The 18,098-nt window shown below is 45.2% G+C and carries 15 protein-coding genes; 5 read left to right on the plus strand and 10 right to left on the minus strand.

The window, feature by feature from the left end; genetic code table 11:
• Nucleotides 1-71: 71 nt before the first annotated feature.
• On the minus strand, nucleotides 72-1,262 hold the full coding sequence (gene hmpA / locus ACO05V_RS03055) for an NO-inducible flavohemoprotein (RefSeq protein WP_421847378.1): 1,191 nt from the start codon (nucleotides 1,260-1,262) through the stop codon (nucleotides 72-74).
• A gap of 151 nt (nucleotides 1,263-1,413) precedes the next feature.
• Here hmpA and norR point away from each other — a divergent pair, with 151 nt between their 5' ends.
• A complete protein-coding gene (gene norR, locus ACO05V_RS03060) occupies nucleotides 1,414-3,036 on the plus strand; it encodes a nitric oxide reductase transcriptional regulator NorR (RefSeq protein ID WP_421847380.1) in 1,623 nt (540 codons plus the stop codon).
• A 108-nt stretch (nucleotides 3,037-3,144) separates the two neighbouring features.
• On the opposite strand, the gene ACO05V_RS03065 is transcribed toward norR, so the two are convergent.
• Nucleotides 3,145-3,570, minus strand: coding sequence for a group II truncated hemoglobin (locus ACO05V_RS03065; RefSeq protein WP_421847382.1), 426 nt, complete (start codon nucleotides 3,568-3,570; stop codon nucleotides 3,145-3,147).
• 1 nt (nucleotide 3,571) lies between these two features.
• A complete protein-coding gene (locus ACO05V_RS03070; RefSeq protein ID WP_421847384.1) occupies nucleotides 3,572-3,775 on the minus strand; it encodes a hypothetical protein in 204 nt (67 codons plus the stop codon).
• Nucleotides 3,776-4,181: 406 nt separating this feature from the next.
• On the opposite strand from ACO05V_RS03070, the gene ACO05V_RS03075 reads away from it, so the two are divergent.
• Together ACO05V_RS03075 and aroE are read left to right on the plus strand one after the other, a co-directional pair.
• On the plus strand, nucleotides 4,182-5,471 hold the full coding sequence (locus tag ACO05V_RS03075; RefSeq protein ID WP_421856855.1) for an MATE family efflux transporter: 1,290 nt from the start codon (nucleotides 4,182-4,184) through the stop codon (nucleotides 5,469-5,471).
• A gap of 128 nt (nucleotides 5,472-5,599) precedes the next feature.
• Nucleotides 5,600-6,460, plus strand: a complete 861-nt coding sequence (gene aroE, locus ACO05V_RS03080) for a shikimate dehydrogenase (RefSeq protein ID WP_421847386.1) — start codon at nucleotides 5,600-5,602, stop codon at nucleotides 6,458-6,460.
• A 26-nt stretch (nucleotides 6,461-6,486) separates the two neighbouring features.
• Here the strand turns inward: aroE and ACO05V_RS03085 are convergent, their stop codons facing one another.
• Nucleotides 6,487-7,263 carry an FCD domain-containing protein gene (locus ACO05V_RS03085; RefSeq protein ID WP_421847388.1) on the minus strand — a complete coding sequence of 259 codons (777 nt, stop codon included), beginning with the start codon at nucleotides 7,261-7,263 and terminating at the stop codon, nucleotides 6,487-6,489.
• 254 nt (nucleotides 7,264-7,517) lie between these two features.
• Between ACO05V_RS03085 and ACO05V_RS03090 the strand changes: the two genes are divergently transcribed.
• On the plus strand, nucleotides 7,518-10,382 hold the full coding sequence (locus tag ACO05V_RS03090; protein ID WP_421847390.1) for an FAD-binding and (Fe-S)-binding domain-containing protein: 2,865 nt from the start codon (nucleotides 7,518-7,520) through the stop codon (nucleotides 10,380-10,382).
• 111 nt (nucleotides 10,383-10,493) lie between these two features.
• Here ACO05V_RS03090 and ACO05V_RS03095 read toward each other — a convergent pair whose 3' ends face one another.
• From ACO05V_RS03095 to ACO05V_RS03105, 3 genes are all read right to left on the minus strand, one after another.
• Complete coding sequence (locus tag ACO05V_RS03095; RefSeq protein ID WP_421847392.1) at nucleotides 10,494-11,948, minus strand: KAP family P-loop NTPase fold protein; 1,455 nt, start codon at nucleotides 11,946-11,948, stop codon at nucleotides 10,494-10,496.
• Nucleotides 11,949-12,125: 177 nt separating this feature from the next.
• Entirely contained in the window at nucleotides 12,126-12,932 is an 807-nt protein-coding gene (locus tag ACO05V_RS03100; protein ID WP_421856858.1) for a TSUP family transporter, read from the minus strand.
• 78 nt (nucleotides 12,933-13,010) lie between these two features.
• Nucleotides 13,011-13,907 (minus strand): LysR family transcriptional regulator, encoded by an 897-nt coding sequence (locus ACO05V_RS03105; protein WP_421847394.1) that lies wholly within the window; start codon nucleotides 13,905-13,907, stop codon nucleotides 13,011-13,013.
• 149 nt (nucleotides 13,908-14,056) lie between these two features.
• Here ACO05V_RS03105 and ACO05V_RS03110 point away from each other — a divergent pair, with 149 nt between their 5' ends.
• The gene (locus ACO05V_RS03110) at nucleotides 14,057-14,272 is read left to right on the plus strand and encodes a DUF2798 domain-containing protein (RefSeq protein ID WP_421847395.1); all 216 of its coding nucleotides are present in this window, start codon (nucleotides 14,057-14,059) and stop codon (nucleotides 14,270-14,272) included.
• A 127-nt stretch (nucleotides 14,273-14,399) separates the two neighbouring features.
• Here the strand turns inward: ACO05V_RS03110 and ACO05V_RS03115 are convergent, their stop codons facing one another.
• From ACO05V_RS03115 to ACO05V_RS03125, 3 genes are all read right to left on the minus strand, one after another.
• Entirely contained in the window at nucleotides 14,400-15,806 is a 1,407-nt protein-coding gene (locus ACO05V_RS03115) for an alanine/glycine:cation symporter family protein (protein WP_421847397.1), read from the minus strand.
• 223 nt (nucleotides 15,807-16,029) lie between these two features.
• Nucleotides 16,030-17,151, minus strand: coding sequence for a hypothetical protein (locus ACO05V_RS03120; RefSeq protein WP_421847399.1), 1,122 nt, complete (start codon nucleotides 17,149-17,151; stop codon nucleotides 16,030-16,032).
• A 246-nt stretch (nucleotides 17,152-17,397) separates the two neighbouring features.
• Nucleotides 17,398-18,048, minus strand: coding sequence for a pyridoxamine 5'-phosphate oxidase family protein (locus ACO05V_RS03125; RefSeq protein WP_421847401.1), 651 nt, complete (start codon nucleotides 18,046-18,048; stop codon nucleotides 17,398-17,400).
• Nucleotides 18,049-18,098 lie beyond the last annotated feature (50 nt).

Consider the following 18,098-nt stretch of genomic DNA (forward strand, 5'->3'; position numbering starts at 1 on the left):
CTAAAAAAACAAAGCATGAGTATCATCGGTTACTCATGCTTTGTTTTTCAACTTAGTGTATTACTTGTAGATCACACCTCTTGATGCGGGCCGAACAATTCGTAATGAATGCGGTCTGCTTCTACCCCAAGTGTTAACAATTGCTGTTTGACAATCATCATGAAGCCCACTGGCCCGCACAAATAAAACTCGCCATTTGTCAGCGGTAAGCTGTCTTTGATGGCACCAAGTTGCATCATGCCGTTTAACACGCCTTCTTCTTCATTGTCAGCTTGCTCGTACCAAGTATGAACAGACAGATTTAAGTGGCCTTTCAGGCTGTTTACATGCTCTTTGAAGGAATGCTGGCCTTTGTGAGCACAAGCATGCAAATAGCTCACAGGATGGCCGTATTGCTGTTTGGCAAGCGTATTTAGCATGGCTTGCATTGGTGTTAAGCCAACACCACCAGAAATCAGCACTACGGGCGTTTGCTTGTCTTTGAATACGAAATCGCCAGCAGGTGGCATGGCTTCGATTTCATCTCCTACGTTTAAATGATCATGAAGGTAATTCGACATAACTCCCTTGATATCGCCAGTCCCTTCGCGTTTTACGCTGATGCGATAGTTTTTGCCATTTGGTGTGGTGGATAGAGAGTATTGACGTATCTCATCGAACTCATTGCCTTTTGGATGTAACTTAACGCCCAAGTATTGTCCTGGCTGATAGTCTATTACTGCGCCGCCATCGACAGGTTCAAATACAAAGCTGGTTACTAGATCAGATTCTGGCGTTTTAGACGCCACGCGAAAACGGCGGAAATCTTTCCAGCCACCACGTTGCGCAGCTCGCTCTTTATAAAGATCGCCTTCGACTTGGATAAAGATTCCAGCTAATTGCATGTAAGCCGCTACCCATGCTTCTTCCACGTCTTGGGTAAAAGCGTCTGGAGCAAGCTCTCGTAAAGTTTCAATAAGGTGATGGCCGACGATCTCGTATTGATTCGGCTGGATATTAAAACTGGTGTGCTTATGAGCTATACGCATCACTGTGCTGGTCAGCACTTCGAGATTATCGATATGCGTCGCGTACGCGGCGATGGCATTGAACAAAGCCGCAGGTTGACCACCAGTTCTTTGATGGGTCATGTTGAACACATCCTTTAGTTCTGGGTTATGAGAAAACATGCGTTGATAGAAATGCTCAGTAATCGCGGTTCCTGCAGAAGCAAGAAGTGGGATAGTGGCTTTCACAGTGTCGATATGATGTTGAGTTAACATGTTATTTCCTTTTCTAAGAGTACGAAGAAATGCTGTCTTAACTCTTCTATAGCGAAGCTCGTGCCAACTTAAAATGGTAAATAAAATCAACGGTTTATATTTTTTTAAAATTTATAATGAGTCAATTTGACTCGCAAAATGAAAAGTCTTTATGATACCTTTGAGTCAAAATGACATAGTCGCTAATTCGCCTTTTGAGCCGATAATTATGAATCAGGTTTCTAATAACGCCTTACTTAGCTTTGCCCTCGATCTTGCTAGTGCGGTGACGCAGCCTAATCGCTTCGAGCAATTGGTTTATGCAGTGCGGGCAACGATTAATTGTGATGCCGTCGTTTTATTGGCGAACAACAATGGTGTGCTGACGCCGCTTGCCCAGAGAGGCTTATCGGATGATCTGATGGGACGTCGATTTATTATTGAAGAGCACCCTCGTTTGAAAGCGATCTGTAGCGGTCATTATCCAGTACGTTTTCCCACAGACTCGCCGCTTCCCGATCCCTACGATGGCATGGTGTTAGGCCACGATGAGAATTTACCTGTGCACTCTTGTATGGGCGTTCCGCTTTATTTAGAGGGTAAATTAATTGGTGTGGTGACCCTAGACAGCATCATGCCGGGTGTTTTTGATGATATTGATGCTCGTGCGTTGGAGATTATCGGCACCATGGCGGCCATGACGCTGAATACCGCGATCTTGATGGAGCAATTAGAGAACCAATCACAACATGCTCAGAACGTATTGAAAGTAATGGGCGAGCAAAGCCATGAAATGATCGGCCAAAGCAAGGCGATGCAAGATCTCAAACAGTCAATTAATCTGGTCGCACCGTCTGATTTTTCCATCTTGATCGAAGGCGAAACGGGTGTAGGCAAAGAGTTGGTTGCCAGAGCATTACATGAGCAATCTGCTCGCTCTGAAGCGCCAATGGTTTATGTGAACTGCGCTGCGATTCCTCATCATCTTATCGAAAGTGAGTTGTTTGGGCATGTAAAAGGGGCGTTTACCGGCGCGGATCGAGATCGAGACGGTAAATTTCTATTGGCGGACGGCGGAACCTTGTTGCTTGATGAAATCGGTGAATTACCGTTGGAAGTGCAAGGTACTTTGTTGCGAGCCATTCAAAATCAAGAAATCCAAGCGGTTGGCAAAGATCAAATCCGCAAAGTAAACGTGCGTATTATTGCTGCGACTAACCGACATTTAGAAACAGAAGTAGCAGAACATCGCTTTCGAGCGGATTTATTCCATCGTCTTAGCGTTTTCCCTATTCATGTCCCAGCATTACGCGACAGGCAAGGCGATATTGCTTTATTGGCCGGCTTCTTTGCCGAGCGCTTCCGCCGTAAATTGGGTCTGCAACAACTCACTTTGTCTGCGTCGGCAATCGATTTATTAGACGCTTATTATTGGCCTGGAAATGTGCGTGAGCTAGAGCATGTCATCTCCCGCGCTGCGCTTTTCGCCAAAGCGGATAATCCAACGGGCATTACCGTTATCACTTCTGCTCATTTAACTGGGTTACAAATCGATAATAGTGTTCGAGAAAAGATACAGAATGAAGGAACATCACAGCCAAGCTTAGATAAGCAAAAACCTATCGATTTGCGTTTAGAAACAGAAGCTTATCAACGTGACCTGATCCGTAGAGCATTGGAAACCAATGAAGGGAACTGGACTAAAGCCGCTCAACAGCTGTCCATGGATCGCGCCAACCTAGCCCGCTTGGCGAAACGCTTGGGAATCGTCGTTGCCAAAGAAGTACGCATTTAAAAACACCTAAAGGAAAGTATTCCAAGCAAAATGACATTCAAACGAGGTAGGCGATAGTTTCGAGGAAGAATGTCATTTGCTTTGATTACAAGTAGCGCTGAGAATAATTTACTGGTGTCTTGCTGCATTTACCTGTCGAATCCGTTCCGCAGGAAATTCGAGTTTGGGCAGTAAGTAAGCCTTTAATTCTTCTGAATAACCTAGTTCGTCCAGCGCAGCCGCCATGCAGTTTAACCACATGGCTTTTTCTTTCTCGGTGACGATTAAGTGCGCGTGGGCTTGAGGCAAGCTGATTGGGCCATATTTTTGCGAGAACAACTTCTCGCCCCCCATCCAACCGGATAAAAAAGACACTAATTTATCGATGGTTAACTCAATATTACTAGGATGCATATCAAACAGTGGTCGAAACTCTGGTGTGTTTTCCATGATGCGATAGAAGGTTTCGACTAATTTTTGCAAGCCAGTTAATCCCCCCACGGCTTGTAACGTTGCATCGCCTTCACCATAAACAGGTGGGTTAGACGCTGTCATGTTATTCGGTGTCTTTTGGCTGGTTTTGTGTTTTTTTCGCTTCTTTCTCTTTGTCCATTTTGATTGAGTTGCGGTAACCACCCAAGGCTGCCAAAGCCCCGATAATGAAACTCATATAAAGTGGAATTTGAAACAACATAGTGATACTGATGAAGACACACCCGACGGCTAAACCTTCGATAAAGGGCTTGAGTTTCTTGGGCATAACAGTTCTCCGAACGATAAAAAATAAACGCGAGTCTAGCAAATTTCCGCGACGATGTGAGCAGGATTGTGGAAAAAAGCATCACTTATCCAATATTAGAAAAATTGAATTTTAGTGAAAGTATCCGGCTTCTTTTTGTGGGTAAGTAAGTTATAAACGAGAACCATACCTGATAACCGCCCATTCTTGACCAATTATTGCACAAAGTTATTAAAAACTGCCCCGGATTGTGAATAACTGCTATTATTTTCCACAGATCAGCATGATCCTGTTTTCCGTTTTTGATTGATTTTTATCCACAGAATTTGAAATACCCACAAGTGAGACCCGTGTGTCAAAGTTATCCCCTAATTCTATTTTTTGCTCGTATCGTGCAAATGCTGTATTGAATCAAAAAATTTGGCGCATGGCGTGGCCACCGATGGTTTCGAACATCACTACTCCCTTGCTTGGTTTAGTCGATACGGCTGTAGTTGGACACTTGGGAACGGCGACACATCTTGCTGCTGTAGCAATTGGCGCGAGCATTTTTAGCTTTCTGTTTTGGGCGTTTGGTTTTTTGCGCATGGGTTCAACCGGATTGACAGCGCAAGCCCTTGGACAAGGTGACGAAAGACGGGTTCGTGAACTGCTTTTGCAATCGATTTTGATGGGCGTGTTTATTGGCTTAATGCTGATTCTGTTTCGAGCGCCCTTGATTGATTTGGCGCTTTCCTTGATGGAACCCAGTGCTGAAGTAGAACCCTGGGCGCGTTTGTATTGTGAAGCGCGGATTTTCAGTGCGCCAGCTGTGTTAGCGGGTTATGCCTTAATGGGTTGGTTCTTCGGCGTGCAATATTCCAAAGGGCCGTTGTGGATGCTGTTGGTGATCAATGTCGCCAATATGATTCTCGATTATTTCGCCGTTTATGGATTGGGCATGGCGAGTGACGGCGTAGCCTGGGCGACCGTGTTCGCGCATTATATTGGTGTGACTGTCGCGGGTGTTTTGGCTTGGCATAAGCTGAAAGGCTTTTCCGGTCATGTGCCGTTAAGCATCTTGGCAAAATGGCATGAATACATGGCTTTGGTGAAAGTGAATCGTTATCTGTTTGTACGCACGATTCTCTTACTGCTGGTGATGTTGTTTTTTACTGCTCAAGGCGCGCGCCAAGGGGATTCGATTCTAGCCGCGAACGCTGTCTTGCTGACTTTCTTGATGATTATTTCCAATGCTTTGGATGGTTTTGCGTTTTCGGTAGAAGCCTTGTGTGGCGAATACTATGGCCGCAAAGACAAAGCCAATTTTAAAAAGGTGATTCAGCTTTCGACTTATTGGGCGCTGTTTGCCGCGGTAATTTTGATGCTGATATTTTGGCTTTTTGGCAATCAAATCATAGCGTTACTGACCAGTGTGCAAAGTGTTCGAGACGATGCTGCTCTGTACCTACCTTGGCTCATCTTCTTCCCTCTGTTGGGTATTTGGTCTTTTATGTTGGATGGTGTTTTCATTGGTACAACCAGTGTAAAACAAATGCAAAACACCATGATCATTTGCGTGGTCGGCGTGTTCTTCCCTGTTTGGTTCATGACTCAAGATCTTGGCAACCATGGTTTATGGTTTAGCCAAGCCATGCTGTTTATCGCCAGAGCCATTACCCTTTATTGGTGTTATCTGCAAAACATGAAAAAAGGTATTTGGTTTGCAAATCCTTAAAGCCTATTACTTCCTGTAAAGGACTCTGTTAATAATTGAAATTGTTCTGGCGGCTGCGCTTGTTACCATCAAATAGAGCGTGAATTTCAACTGCCTATTTTAAGTAGCTAGAAGGGAGATATTTCAGCATGTCGAAGAATTTCTTAAGCGAGTTAACCGGTTCTTTCGCCACACCAGCGTTAGAAAATCCTACTGGCGTGATGATGGAAGCGGCCTATCGAGATTTAGGTCTGGATTGGCGTTACATCAATTGCGAAATCCAGCCAAATGATCTTAAAGACGCCGTATTGGGTGCGAAAGTCATGAACTGGCGCGGGTTTAACTGCTCAATTCCTCATAAAGTGTCCGTTATTTCTCACCTTGATGACTTAGGTGAGTCGGCTCGCATCATTGGCGCGGTCAATACCGTGGTGAATCGTGATGGCAAGTTGATTGGTGAAAATACCGATGGTCGTGGTTTTGTCGAATCCGTTAAATCCAGTTTAGAGCTGACTAATAAACGTGTCGTGTTGTTTGGTGCGGGTGGCGCAGCAAGAGCCGTTGCGGTTGAACTGGCCTTGGCTGGCGTGTCGCACATAATTATTGTGAACCGTAATCAAGAGCGTGGCGAAGAGCTTGCCCAACTGGTTGCCGATAATACGTCGGCTGGCGCGGAATACTATGCTTGGACAAAGCAATATCAGATTCCTGCCGAGACAGATTTAGTGATCAACGTAACGTCGATTGGCTTATATCCCAATGTGGATGCAGAGCTAGATATAGACACAGATTCAATAAAATCTAATATGGTAGTTGCAGATGGAATTTTCAATCCACCTGAAACGCGATTGATTCAAACCGCGAAATCCAAGGGCTGCACGACAGTAAATGGCTTGGGCATGCTCGTTCAGCAAGGCGCGATTGCCTTCGAATACTGGACAGGAAAAGCCCCTTCTGTTTCTGTAATGAAAGCGGCATTGAGTGATGCTTTAGACATTACAGAAAAATAATAATCACTGGAATACCCAAAAATTGTTCAAAGCGGATTCTGGTGCTCGTTTCTACGTAGCGAGCGCTGTATCCGTGTTTCCTCTTGGCGCATTTTCAATAAGTTGTCTTCCACAAAAACCAAGTGTGTATGCGCCGCCGTGCGAGCGTCTTCGGCATTGCCATCCATTATCGCTTGATAAAGATTCGTGTGTTGCTCCATTACGCGCTGTCGGGCGGCTTGTTTCTCAAATAGATTTCTAAGATTGCTCGAAATGCTTTTTGCCAACATGGCGTGCAGGCTGCGAAGTGTGTGCAGCAGCACCACATTGTGCGCGGCTTCCGCGATGATCATATGAAATTCCACATCGAGCTTGGCTTCGAAGGCGAAGGCTTTGTTTTGATTGGCTTCAACTAATTGATTAAAGCATTGCGTAAGTTTGGTTTTATCGGCGTCGGTACTGCGCAACGCGGCGTAATAAGCGGCAAGACTTTCTAACGCATCGCGAAATTCCAATTGGTCGTATAAGAACTCATCGTGAGAGCTAAGTAGATCTTGTAGCGGATCTGCAAAGGAGCTGCCGAGTTGCTCCGATACATAGGTGCCGCCGCCATGACGACTGAATAACACACCACGGGCGATTAGCTTTTGAATGGCTTCCCGCAACGATGGTCGAGACACCTCAAAACGCGCTGCCAATTCCCTTTCTGGGGGTAATTTTTGCCCTGCGGTGAAGCTGCCTTCTAAAATCATGCTTTCGAGTTCTTTCATGATGATGTCGGAGATTTTCGGTTGTTTAACTCGACCAAAGTGATTGGATTCCATGACTTTTCCTAAAAAATGTATTCTTTAAAGATAGCTATCGACGTTGCTGTGTATAAGTTAAAAAGTGGTAAAACCAATTAATATTGCTGATAAAATTCACGAAATATCGACTAAACTATCAGTTGACAAAGTTTCTTTGAATTCTTACTGTGCCTTATATTTAAAAGGTAAATTGGTATTACCAATTTGTCTATCATTAATTTTCAATACTTATACTCTTTAACAATAAAAAGGCTACCGCCGTGGAAGCTTCTATGAACACTGACTCAATTGCTCATAAAACCGCCCAATATCGCGATCTATATTTTGCTTTGAAAGACGCGAAAACTGGCGCGATTGATGAGACTCGATTAATCCGTGATCCATTACGTACCTTGGCATATGGCACGGATGCGAGTTTTTATCGGCTGATTCCGCAATTGGTGGTACGAGTCGATAACGAAGCAGAAGTGCAATTGGTGCTTAAAGAAGCTCGAAAGCGCAATTTATCGGTGACATTTCGCGCGGCGGGTACGAGTTTGTCTGGGCAGGCAGTAACCGATTCCATCTTGATGCAATTGTCTGATAACTGGAAAGGCCATCGGATCCACGAACACGGCCATCACATTTCACTTCAACCAGGTATTATCGGTGCGCGCGCGAACCAACTACTGGCGCCTTTTCAGCGTAAAATTGGTCCAGATCCCGCGTCTATTAATGCTTGTATGATTGGCGGTATTGCTGCGAACAACGCCAGCGGTATGTGCTGCGGCACGGCACAAAACAGCTATCACACCATTCAAAGTGCACGTCTGATTTTTGCCGATGGTTCTTTATTGGATACCGCTGATGAAGCCAGCCGATTGGCGTTTGGTAATCGTCATGCTGACTTGCTCGATACACTTGTTCGTTTATCGAAAAGCGTGCAAGCCAATAGCGAATTAGCCGAAAGAATTAGACACAAATATCGCTTAAAAAATACCACAGGGTACAGTTTAAATAGCCTAACGGATTACCAAGATCCATTTGATATCTTGTTGCATTTGATGATTGGCTCCGAAGGAACTTTGGGTTTTATCAGCGAAGTTACCTACGAAACCGTGGTTGATCACCCCATTAAAGCCGCAGCGATGATCTTCTTTGATGATATGGAAGTCACCTGTCGAGCGGTTACCTCCCTAAAAAGCTCGCCTGTTTCTGCAGTGGAATTGATTGATCGAGCTGGCTTGCGTGCGGTGGAAGGCAAACCGGGCATGCCGGAAATATTGTCGTCCCTTGGCTCACAAGCGGCGGGTTTATTGGTGGATGTACGCGCTGCCAATGCTGAAGAATTAGAAGCCAATTTAGCTTTGGTGAAACAAGCGTTAAGCGGCCAAGCCACACTGAACCCGATTGAATTTACTCAAGACAAAATCATCTACGATTCCTATTGGAAAATTCGCAAGGGCTTGTTCCCCGCTGTTGGTGCGGTTCGTCCTGTTGGCACCACGGTCATCATCGAAGACGTTGCCTTCCCTGTCGAACAACTCGCGGAAGGTGTTTTAGAACTGCAAAGCGTGTTTCAAAAACATGGCTACCGCGAAGCGATTTTGTTTGGTCACGCTTTAGAAGGCAATTTGCATTTTGTCTTTACGCAAGGCTTTGACGACCCGAAAGAAGTGAAACGCTACGAGCAACTGATGGACGAAGTGGCGCAATTAGTGGCGGTGAAATACAAAGGCTCGTTGAAAGCGGAACACGGCACAGGCCGTAACATGGCGCCTTATGTGGAATTGGAATGGGGCAAAGAAGCTTACGACATTATGTGGCAAATCAAACGCGCGTTTGACCCGCAAAGCTTGCTGAATCCAGATGTGATCTTGTCGCACAATGCCAACTTGCATGTGCAGAATCTCAAGCCTTTGCCAAAAGCCAATGACAAGGTCGATACCTGTATCGAATGCGGTTTTTGTGAATCCTCTTGCCCGTCAAAATCCATTACATTAACGCCTCGCCAACGCATAGTGATTTGGCGCGAGATTCAGCGGTTGACCGCAATGGGTACAGATCCGCTGCGTCTTACTGAACTGAAAAAAGATTATGACTATCAAGGCGTTGATACGTGCGCTGGTTGTGGCTTGTGCTCGATGCAATGTCCAGTCGGCATCAATACGGGCGATTTAACCCGCGAAATTCGCCATGATCGTCACCCAAACAGTAAAGTCGGATATTGGATTGCTGATCATTTTGAAGGTGTTACCAAAACGGCGAAAGTCGGACTCAGCCTTGCCAGCGGCGCGCGTCGTATTATTGGTGATTCAGGCATGACAACGGTCACTTCTGTTATGAACAAAGTCTCCCATGGCGCAGTGCCAAAATGGCATAAACACATGCCTAGCGCAGCGTCCTCTTTGAAGTCTATTCCTGTCATTCAATGTAATGAGATGCAAGCGGATGACAGGCAGAAAGAAGTGATTTACTTCCCCAGCTGCGCGACTCGTGTCATGGGCGCGGGGCCAAATGTAGAAGATAAACGCTCCGTCATGGAAGTGATGTTCTCTGTATTGCAAAAAGCAGGCTATAAAGTCACTGTACCCAAAAACATCGATAGCCAATGTTGTGGCATGGCGTTCCAATCCAAAGGTCAGTTCGAAGCCGCCAACCAAAAATCTAACGATCTCAATAGTTTACTACTCGAAGCCAGCGATAATGGCCGCATCCCCATTGTCTGCGATGTCAGTCCTTGCCTGTTACGAATGCAAGAAAGCCTTGATCCTTGTTTACAGCTTCATGAGCAAGTGGGCTTTGTCTCCACCCACGTGATGCCAAATCTAACAGTGAAAGAAAAGCTCGGCAAAATAGCGCTGCATGTGACTTGCAGTACAACCCGTATGGGACTCGCCGACAGCTTTGTGCAACTGGCTCATCAACTCGCCGATGAAGTGGTGATTCCGCCAGATATTACCTGCTGTGGCTTTGCTGGCGACAAAGGCTTCTCCACACCCGAACTCAACGCCAGCGCCTTGAAAACCCTCGCCAAAGCCGTAGAAGGCTGCGAAGCGGGCTACTCCAACAGCCGCACCTGCGAGATAGGCTTATCGGAATACAGCGGCATCGAATATCAATCCATCGTCTATCTGGTTGATCAATTATCGCAATAGCGACATGGTAAACGTCGAGTTGAATTGGCAGCACCGCAAAAAAGACCAACGCCTCGTTACGGCGCTAAAGCGAGAACATCCACTCGGCGTTGGTCTTTGTTGCTTGCTGGATTAGAGTTCAATATCTATTCGAATGCTATTAATGATATTCAGAATTTCTTGGGGGTTAACTATGTAAGCGCAAGTAGTGCTTTTTTTCTCTAAAGCCCTTAGTTCTGAATTTAATGAGTAATTTTTCAAATCAAAAAAATTCATTGAGTCGTCGCTAAATATTTGAGTATTGAATTTGTATGGTTCTGATTTTGCGATTTTTGCTAAACCACCAGAAAGTTGTTTTATTGTTTCTATTACTTTTTCCTTTCCAATCACAAAATCAATTACTTTCGATTTTTCCCCATTGTCTTTATAAGCCATCATTGCTCTTGATATAGGAGTTTTAGGTTCTATGAGCCCTCCATACAAAGTGTCACCAAATACAATTCCAACCAAATCAAATATCGGAAAAATAGCCTCTTTAAAGTCGGCTGAGGTGAGTACAACTTCAAGTTGGATGCAAATTTGTTTTAGACGTCTAAGTGATAGATGATCTTTATTAAGTCTACCGATTACATTCACAACTTCACGAAACTCCTCCACACCATGGATAGACGGAAAGGTGTTTAACTCATTTATTCTGACGGTGCTAAACATATTATTTGCAGTAAGAAATTCAAGGAAGTTTGGTTCAGGAAGCGTTAAGCGTTGTTCAAAAAATCGACTGAGATACTCATGAGAGTCAAAGTCATGGCCGTAGACGGCTTTGATGGAATGTTGTAATTGATTAGTGTCGGTGGATAATACAAAGATGAAGTCTGGAATATCAAATAAGTGTTTTACCGTTTCTAGCATTTCAATGGCGTAGGTTGGGCGGCAACGATCCAGCTCATCAATGAAAATGAAGACTTGTTTGTTAGGGTTGCCTTCAAGTGCAAAATCAACAAGCTCACGTGCTTGTTCTTTGAAGTCTTGGGTGAATTGCTTATGTCGTTTGTGTTGACTGGCAACTTCCAATCCTAAGTTGCCTATATTCAGGTCGTCTTTTACCGCTTTATGATTGGTAACGGAACCTGTGGCGGCTGCAATTAGGTCGAGTATTTCGTTTGTTGCCGCTTCCCCGAAAAGGTGCTTACCTACAATTTTTGACCCAATTGGAAGAATGCTTTTGCCCATATTAAATATGGCGCTGGCGACGTTTCTTTCTGCATTACGAAATCTTGCATCGTGGTTCTTGATGTTTGATTTGATCTGTTCAAGTAGCTCGGCAATGATAATGGCAAGAGGATCATTTAGATAATCTGATTCCCAAGCATCTATCTTGATGGCGATGTGACCTTGCTTTTCGACAAGTTTTTTCCACTCGGTAACAAAGTAAGTTTTCCCTGTTCCCCACGCACCGTTTAGGTTTACGACATAAGCATTGTCTTTTGTGTCGCGGCTTTTTAGGTATTGAGTAAAACGCTCTGCGAGTTCTTTTCGCTTATTCCCTGTCGCACACTTGGTAAAGGCTTCTGTATCAGTATCACTCATAGGGCATTCCTTTGTTAAATCAATCTAACAGTAGTCTATATCACAAAACCAACACTTAGCTGTTTCCAGATCAACATCTCGCGGATGTTTGCGCTTTAGCGCCGGAGCGAGAGTTGATCTGGTAACAGCGTTACTGCGGACTACTGCTGCACGAGGGTCGAGCGCAAGTCATGCGGACTAAAGCATGAACGTCGAGTACAAGCCAAATCCGCAGACGATGAGTAGCGCCCAGCCGACGAATTGGAAGAAGACGGGTGTTTCAGCTTTTTGAATGCGGTTGTGGAGTTTTTGTCCAAAGACGTGTCCCAGCAAAGCGCAAGGCAGTAACCAAAGTTGGTGAATAAGCTGTAGGTCGATGCCAGCGATGAGGAATGACGTCATTTTGATCATCACCAGAATGAACCAGAGTACGAACAAGGTATCGCGCAGTTGATGACGCGGCACTTTGGTAGCGAAGACGGAGACGATGAGTGGTGCGCCGATTAAGGATGTGCCGCTGACGTAGCCGCCAAGCATAAGAAAGATGGTATCAAGGAATTTGTTGTTGGTGTAAAACGGTTTATTCAGGATGTAAGACACCGCGAAGACGGCGACGATGACGAAAATAACGCCAGTGACTATGTTGCCCGGTAAGGTTAATAAGCCAAATACGCCGATCAGTTTTGGCACTATCATGATGCCGAGTGCTTTTTTTAAATAACCCCAGGCAATATTGCCCTGGGCTTCTTGTGGTGCTTCGCCCCGCTCTGCTGCGAGTATGGCTTGTTGTTTGGTGGCTCTCGATCCTTGCCATGCAATCCAGCTGGAAAACACCAAAAGATGAATGGAAATAATCGGCAAAAATAACAACGGATCGTTTTTTACTAATAATAGGAAAGGTAAAGCCAGTACCGCGCCGCCAAAGCCTAGTCCACTGCGGACAAAGCCGCTCCATATAAAAATGGCGCCGATTAAGGCGTATTGCCACCAGAGTAAGTGTTCCATGGTTGTCCTTGTATTTAAAAAGCGATTATTGAGCGCTAGTGTAACCAAAGTTTCCCTTTTAGACTCTTGCTTTTGAGGTTAAGGGCTTGGGTGAAACCAGTGTTGTTGGTGAAGGAATGTAGTCAGTTCCTCTTTGAATAGTTTGGCTCTGGCCGATAAGCTACGGCGGTAAGGCCAGACTAAGAATATCTCTCTATTTTGACCGCGCCATTCGGGTAATACTTGAATTAGCTCGCCAGTCTCAAGGGCGCCATGCACCAGACTCATGGGCATTAGCGCCAGGCCTGCACCGGCTTTTACCAGATTAAGAGTGATGGTCATATCGTTACTAAGGTGTTGGTGCTCTTTGTTTAGTGGATGAAGGTCACTTCCGTTATTAGTCAGCAACCATTCAGAATAAATATGCGATGAAATGCTTGGCGCTTGCGGCAAGTCTTCTATCGTTTTAGGCAATATGAAGGAGGCCTTTGGTGAAGCGACTAAAATTGGAACAATGTGACCGAGTTTCTTCTGAATCAATGACGAGCTGGGTTGATTCCCCGAGCTCAAGCGCAAGGCGATGTCGGCCCTTGTGTCTCTGATGTCTTGAAGGTAATTGCTAAGCTCGATATTTAATTCGATATCTGGATGTCGCTGAACAAATTCTTGCCAAAATGCATCCAAAGGCCCACTGCCCAAATTTACCGGTGCCAATACCTTTAAGTCGCCTTTTAGACTGTTGAGTGTTTGATCTAAATTAGAAATACGCTGGTCTAATGCATCGATAAGCTCTACGCATTCCTCATAGTAACTTTCTCCCACCGGCGTGAGCTTGAGCCCTTTGGTAGAACGATGTAGTAACTCGCAGTCAAGTTTTTGCTCAAGGGCGCTGATACGGCGAGATACGGTGGCTATGGTCATATTCAAGTGCTGAGCAGCGGCGGTCAGACTGTTCTTATTCGCTGCAGTAATAAAGATCTTCAGGTCATCAAGCATTTTGCATTTCCGTAAATTTGTTTTTAACAAATGAGTATATTTACAGTTTAAGGTGTTTGCTAGTATGTGCTGGCACGTTTGAGTCGTTTACTTACTTTCGTCTGGGACACTCTATTTAGAGAAGGCGATAAGTTAATCAGGAGAGAAAAATGAAACACAGAATTATTTTTGCCATATTAATGTCGTTTACCTTGTCGTTGTTTATGTCCGCGTGGATTACGTATCTGAATATTGGGTTACATCCAAATTTCGTCTCTTTCTGGATGGGCGCTTGGGTGTTAGCTTGGCCTGCTGCGGGGGTTATCTCTTTTATCGCTGGGCCATTTTTACACGGCTTGGCGCATAAATTGGCGGCGAAAATTTAGTGTTGTAAAAAATACTCTTTGGAATATACATACCAGAAACGAAAAACCCGCTTTGCAGCGGGTTTTTGTTTTTAAAAGAAGGCTAAACCAATTTTAAAACAGTAAGAACGAAATCTGTAAGAGCGACTTATTTGCTTGGTTTTTCGTCCCAAACACTTAGGTCAATGTCGTCACGAACTTCTGGGTAATCGTCTGAATTGAACACTGGCGTGTGGGTTTTCAATTGAGTGAAATAGTCTGTGGTTAATTTCACTACCAAGCCAGATAACATCATGATCGCAATCAGGTTAATGGTTGCCATTAGACCCATTGCGGCATCCGCTGCATTGAATACCATTTGCACACTTTCGTAAGCACCCCAAGGGATCATGCCAAGCGCCAAGATGCGTAGAATGAAAATCCCTGGCTTGTTCGCCCATTTTAGGTAAGTCAGCGCGTTCTCTGCGTAGCTGTAGTTACCAATGATAGAAGTGAATGCGAAGAAGAAAATGGCGATAGCAACAAAGTAATGTCCCGCACTACCGATGTGAGTCGTAAGTGCTGTTTGGGTTAAGACAATGTCTGTTTGACCATTTCCCAAGGCACCAGATAATAGAATCATCAAGGCGGTAGCGGTACAAATCAGCAGCGTATCAATGAACACACCGAGTGATTGAACCATGCCTTGGGATGCTGGGTGATGAGGATTTGGTGTGGCAACCGCTGCAATGTTTGGCGCAGAACCCATACCCGCTTCGTTGGAAAACAAGCCACGTTTTACACCGTTTAGCATGGCGCCCAAAACGCCGCCTGCTGCTTGCTCGATACCAAATGCGCTCTTAAAGATTAATGCGAATGCGGCTGGTACTTCAGAAATATTAGTAAAGATCACATACAAGGCTAACAGTAGATATAAAACCGCCATGAATGGCACAACGATTTCAGCAAAACGTGCGATTTTCTTGATGCCGCCGAAGATAACAATCGCCGCTAGTAGCATTATCACGATGCCAGTTACGCTGGTGTCTATACCAAATGCGCCTTCCATTGCACCAGCGATAGAATTTGCTTGAACCGCGTTGAACACCAAACCAAAGGCCAAGATAAGCGCCAGCGAAAATATTGCGCCAGCCCAAGGTGCTTTCAAGCCTTTGCTGATATAAAACGCTGGGCCGCCGCGTAATTGACCATTTTGATCGCGCATTTTGTAAAGCTGAGCCAAGGTGCTTTCCGCGTAGGCGGTTGCCATCCCAATAACGGCCACCACCCACATCCAAAAAATGGCCCCTGGGCCACCTGCATACAATGCGACAGCAACACCTGTCATGTTGCCAGTTCCGACGCGAGAAGCGAGGCTAGTACACAGAGCTTGAAAAGGAGAGATACCGCCACGGTCGGATTGTGGTGCTTTAAGAACAGTACGAATGAATTCAGGAAAACGACGGACCTGAATGAATCCTAAGCGTAAGGTGAAATAAACACCCACTGCCAGCAGTCCATAAATGAGGATATAACCCCAGAAAATATTGTTTAAAAAGTCGATGATAGCGGCCATGTAGGGCACTCCCTTTGTTCGATAGAATTATCGTTTTATTGTTCGTGGGTTGAATACTAGAAAGGCTTTTTTGGGTAAAAAAAGCTCCCTAAGAAACGCGCAGAGTCGTAAAAAAGTGTGCAAGGGTAGCGATTTTATGGAAAACCGCAAGAAAAAAACCACCTAGATGCACATAAAAAGTGCATCTAGGTGGTTTGGTTTTAAGATGATCTTGTCAGCCAGATTAACTAGCCAAGTAGTTATGTCCTTGATTCAACGACAAATAAATCTTGTTTCTCAGTTCGTTGGCAAGGCTGGTTGGGACGCTTTTGGTTGGATGCCGTAAACTTATTCGTAACAGTAAATTAACCTGCGATGAGGTCATTCCTAGTCTTTCAACGGCGGATTTTGGTAATTGCTGGTACTCCGTTCGAGACAGTAATTGCAGTTCTTCGAGCCAATGGGCTTGTTCTCCCAAAGTGACACGAACTTGATCGCCGATAATGTCCATATCGGTGTCTTGGTCCACCACAATTGAAATATCACGCTCGGCTTTGGGTTGTCGCGAGACGGGGCGCCAAGGGGATAAATCGAGCATTTGTTGTTGGATCCGGGGATCTGGGTCCCGAAGCAGTCGAATATCAGGAAGGCCTTTGCGCAGCATCAGCACTCTGTCTAAACCTAATCCGATGGCGACGCCTGTGTAGTCATTGCTTGACCAACCGTTCCTGTCTAATAAGTCTGGATCGATATTGCCGCACTCACCTACTTCAATAAGAGCTTGGCCTTCAATAGCATCCAATTGCACACCATTTATCGTATAAGGATGCGGCGATTTGGATTGTTGTACGACATGATGAGGTAATAGGGTCTTCATTAACGCCGCAATGGACTCGCTTAATATCTGTTTGTCTTCGGCTTGCGCTTTTGGCATGACGATCCAGATATCCAATTGATGTGGCTCCGCACAGTGCCAGCGATCAATGCAATCGCGACGATAAACCAAGCCATGAGTTATTAAACCAAGCGACGCCGGGCGCATACTTTGCCAGCTACTTAACCAAGTTGGCACCGCGCTGGACGTTTGCGTTCGGAGCATCAAGCTATCTGAAACATAGCGACTGTAACGAATGTCTCTTGATGCACCATCGGTAGGATAGCCAAGCGCGTCGTAGTTTTCATAGACAGGTACAATAGGATTAGCGTTGATGCGCTGTAGGTAACAGGGCCAAAGCGATGCGACAGCGGTTTCCGCGTCACTAATGAGTTGCTGCATTGCATGAATGCCGTGTTTTGGATTGGTTAGATCACGCAGGGAAAGTGCGCTAAGTAATTGTTCGTGGGTAAGATAATTGTGTTTAGACATTATAAAGCTCCATAAATCCAAGATAAAAAATCAGTGCCATCTGTTTGGATTCCTCCGAGTCAGGACTCGGAGAGAGCTTGTCTTTGAAAGGTTATTTCAGAAAGAACAAAGCCGCCGTGTCCAGTTTAGGGACTCGGAGGCTGATAAATCGATGTGATCGTGCGAGTAAGATGTTCATGATTTAGATCCTAGCAGGCTATCTCTTACGGAACAAGATCCGATTTACTTGACCTTGTTCCAACGTTATTACACTGCGTTCGGCGCCTTGGGTTCTGGATAGTCTTGACTCTGAATGGGGTCTTTTTGCAGTTCTCCCCAATGTCTTTCTAACGGCATGACGCCAGCCCACACTGGCCAGTCGTTATCGGCTGGGTCATCGACTGGAGGCTCGGCGCGCATTTTGACTGAGGCTTCGTCGATTTTGATCCGCACAACGCCAGTGGCTTTGATTTCTTGCTCATTGACTGGGCGTAACGTTTCCCAACGACCTGGGCTAACTTTTTCTAAGAAAAGTTTGAATTGACGAACTTTTTCTTCTTTGTCCTCAATGAGTTCTGGCACACCAAATAAGGTGACAGAACGATAGTTCACAGAATGATGCATGGCGGAACGCGCCAAAACTAAGCCATCCAATAGACTGATGTTAATGCAGACTTTTTCCGGTTCGTCGATTGGCCCTTTGACATTGCGGGCTTTCGAATGAGCGTGCCAATAGAAATAATCCCCTTCGCGCCAATGGCTGGTGGGGGTGACAAATACTTGGCCACCTTTGGTTTGCCCGACATGACACATTAGCGCCGCATCAATAATGTTTAACGCTAGGTCTTTGTCATAAGAAGCACGGTTTGGCCCGCGTTTTACTTTACTTAACGGGGTTTCTTCTAACGACTGGCTCATAAATTCGCTCCTTGTATCTCAATGGTTGATTGTCTATAACAAGACTGTAG

The sequence above is a fragment of the Marinomonas sp. genome, assembly GCF_965225885.1.
In the GTDB taxonomy this organism is placed as follows: domain Bacteria; phylum Pseudomonadota; class Gammaproteobacteria; order Pseudomonadales; family Marinomonadaceae; genus Marinomonas.

Excerpts from the sequence above, each read along its gene's own strand:
- hmpA (WP_421847378.1), bottom strand. The coding sequence starts at position 1,262 with ATGTTAACTCAACATCATATCGACACTGTGAAAGCCACTATCCCACTT.
- norR (WP_421847380.1), top strand. The coding sequence starts at position 1,414 with ATGATACCTTTGAGTCAAAATGACATAGTCGCTAATTCGCCTTTTGAG.
- ACO05V_RS03065 (WP_421847382.1), bottom strand. The coding sequence starts at position 3,570 with ATGACAGCGTCTAACCCACCTGTTTATGGTGAAGGCGATGCAACGTTA.
- ACO05V_RS03070 (WP_421847384.1), bottom strand. The coding sequence starts at position 3,775 with ATGCCCAAGAAACTCAAGCCCTTTATCGAAGGTTTAGCCGTCGGGTGT.
- ACO05V_RS03075 (WP_421856855.1), top strand. The coding sequence starts at position 4,182 with ATGGCGTGGCCACCGATGGTTTCGAACATCACTACTCCCTTGCTTGGT.
- aroE (WP_421847386.1), top strand. The coding sequence starts at position 5,600 with ATGTCGAAGAATTTCTTAAGCGAGTTAACCGGTTCTTTCGCCACACCA.
- ACO05V_RS03085 (WP_421847388.1), bottom strand. The coding sequence starts at position 7,263 with ATGGAATCCAATCACTTTGGTCGAGTTAAACAACCGAAAATCTCCGAC.
- ACO05V_RS03090 (WP_421847390.1), top strand. The coding sequence starts at position 7,518 with ATGAACACTGACTCAATTGCTCATAAAACCGCCCAATATCGCGATCTA.
- ACO05V_RS03095 (WP_421847392.1), bottom strand. The coding sequence starts at position 11,948 with ATGAGTGATACTGATACAGAAGCCTTTACCAAGTGTGCGACAGGGAAT.
- ACO05V_RS03100 (WP_421856858.1), bottom strand. The coding sequence starts at position 12,932 with ATGGAACACTTACTCTGGTGGCAATACGCCTTAATCGGCGCCATTTTT.
- ACO05V_RS03105 (WP_421847394.1), bottom strand. The coding sequence starts at position 13,907 with ATGCTTGATGACCTGAAGATCTTTATTACTGCAGCGAATAAGAACAGT.
- ACO05V_RS03110 (WP_421847395.1), top strand. The coding sequence starts at position 14,057 with ATGAAACACAGAATTATTTTTGCCATATTAATGTCGTTTACCTTGTCG.
- ACO05V_RS03115 (WP_421847397.1), bottom strand. The coding sequence starts at position 15,806 with ATGGCCGCTATCATCGACTTTTTAAACAATATTTTCTGGGGTTATATC.
- ACO05V_RS03120 (WP_421847399.1), bottom strand. The coding sequence starts at position 17,151 with ATGTCTAAACACAATTATCTTACCCACGAACAATTACTTAGCGCACTT.
- ACO05V_RS03125 (WP_421847401.1), bottom strand. The coding sequence starts at position 18,048 with ATGAGCCAGTCGTTAGAAGAAACCCCGTTAAGTAAAGTAAAACGCGGG.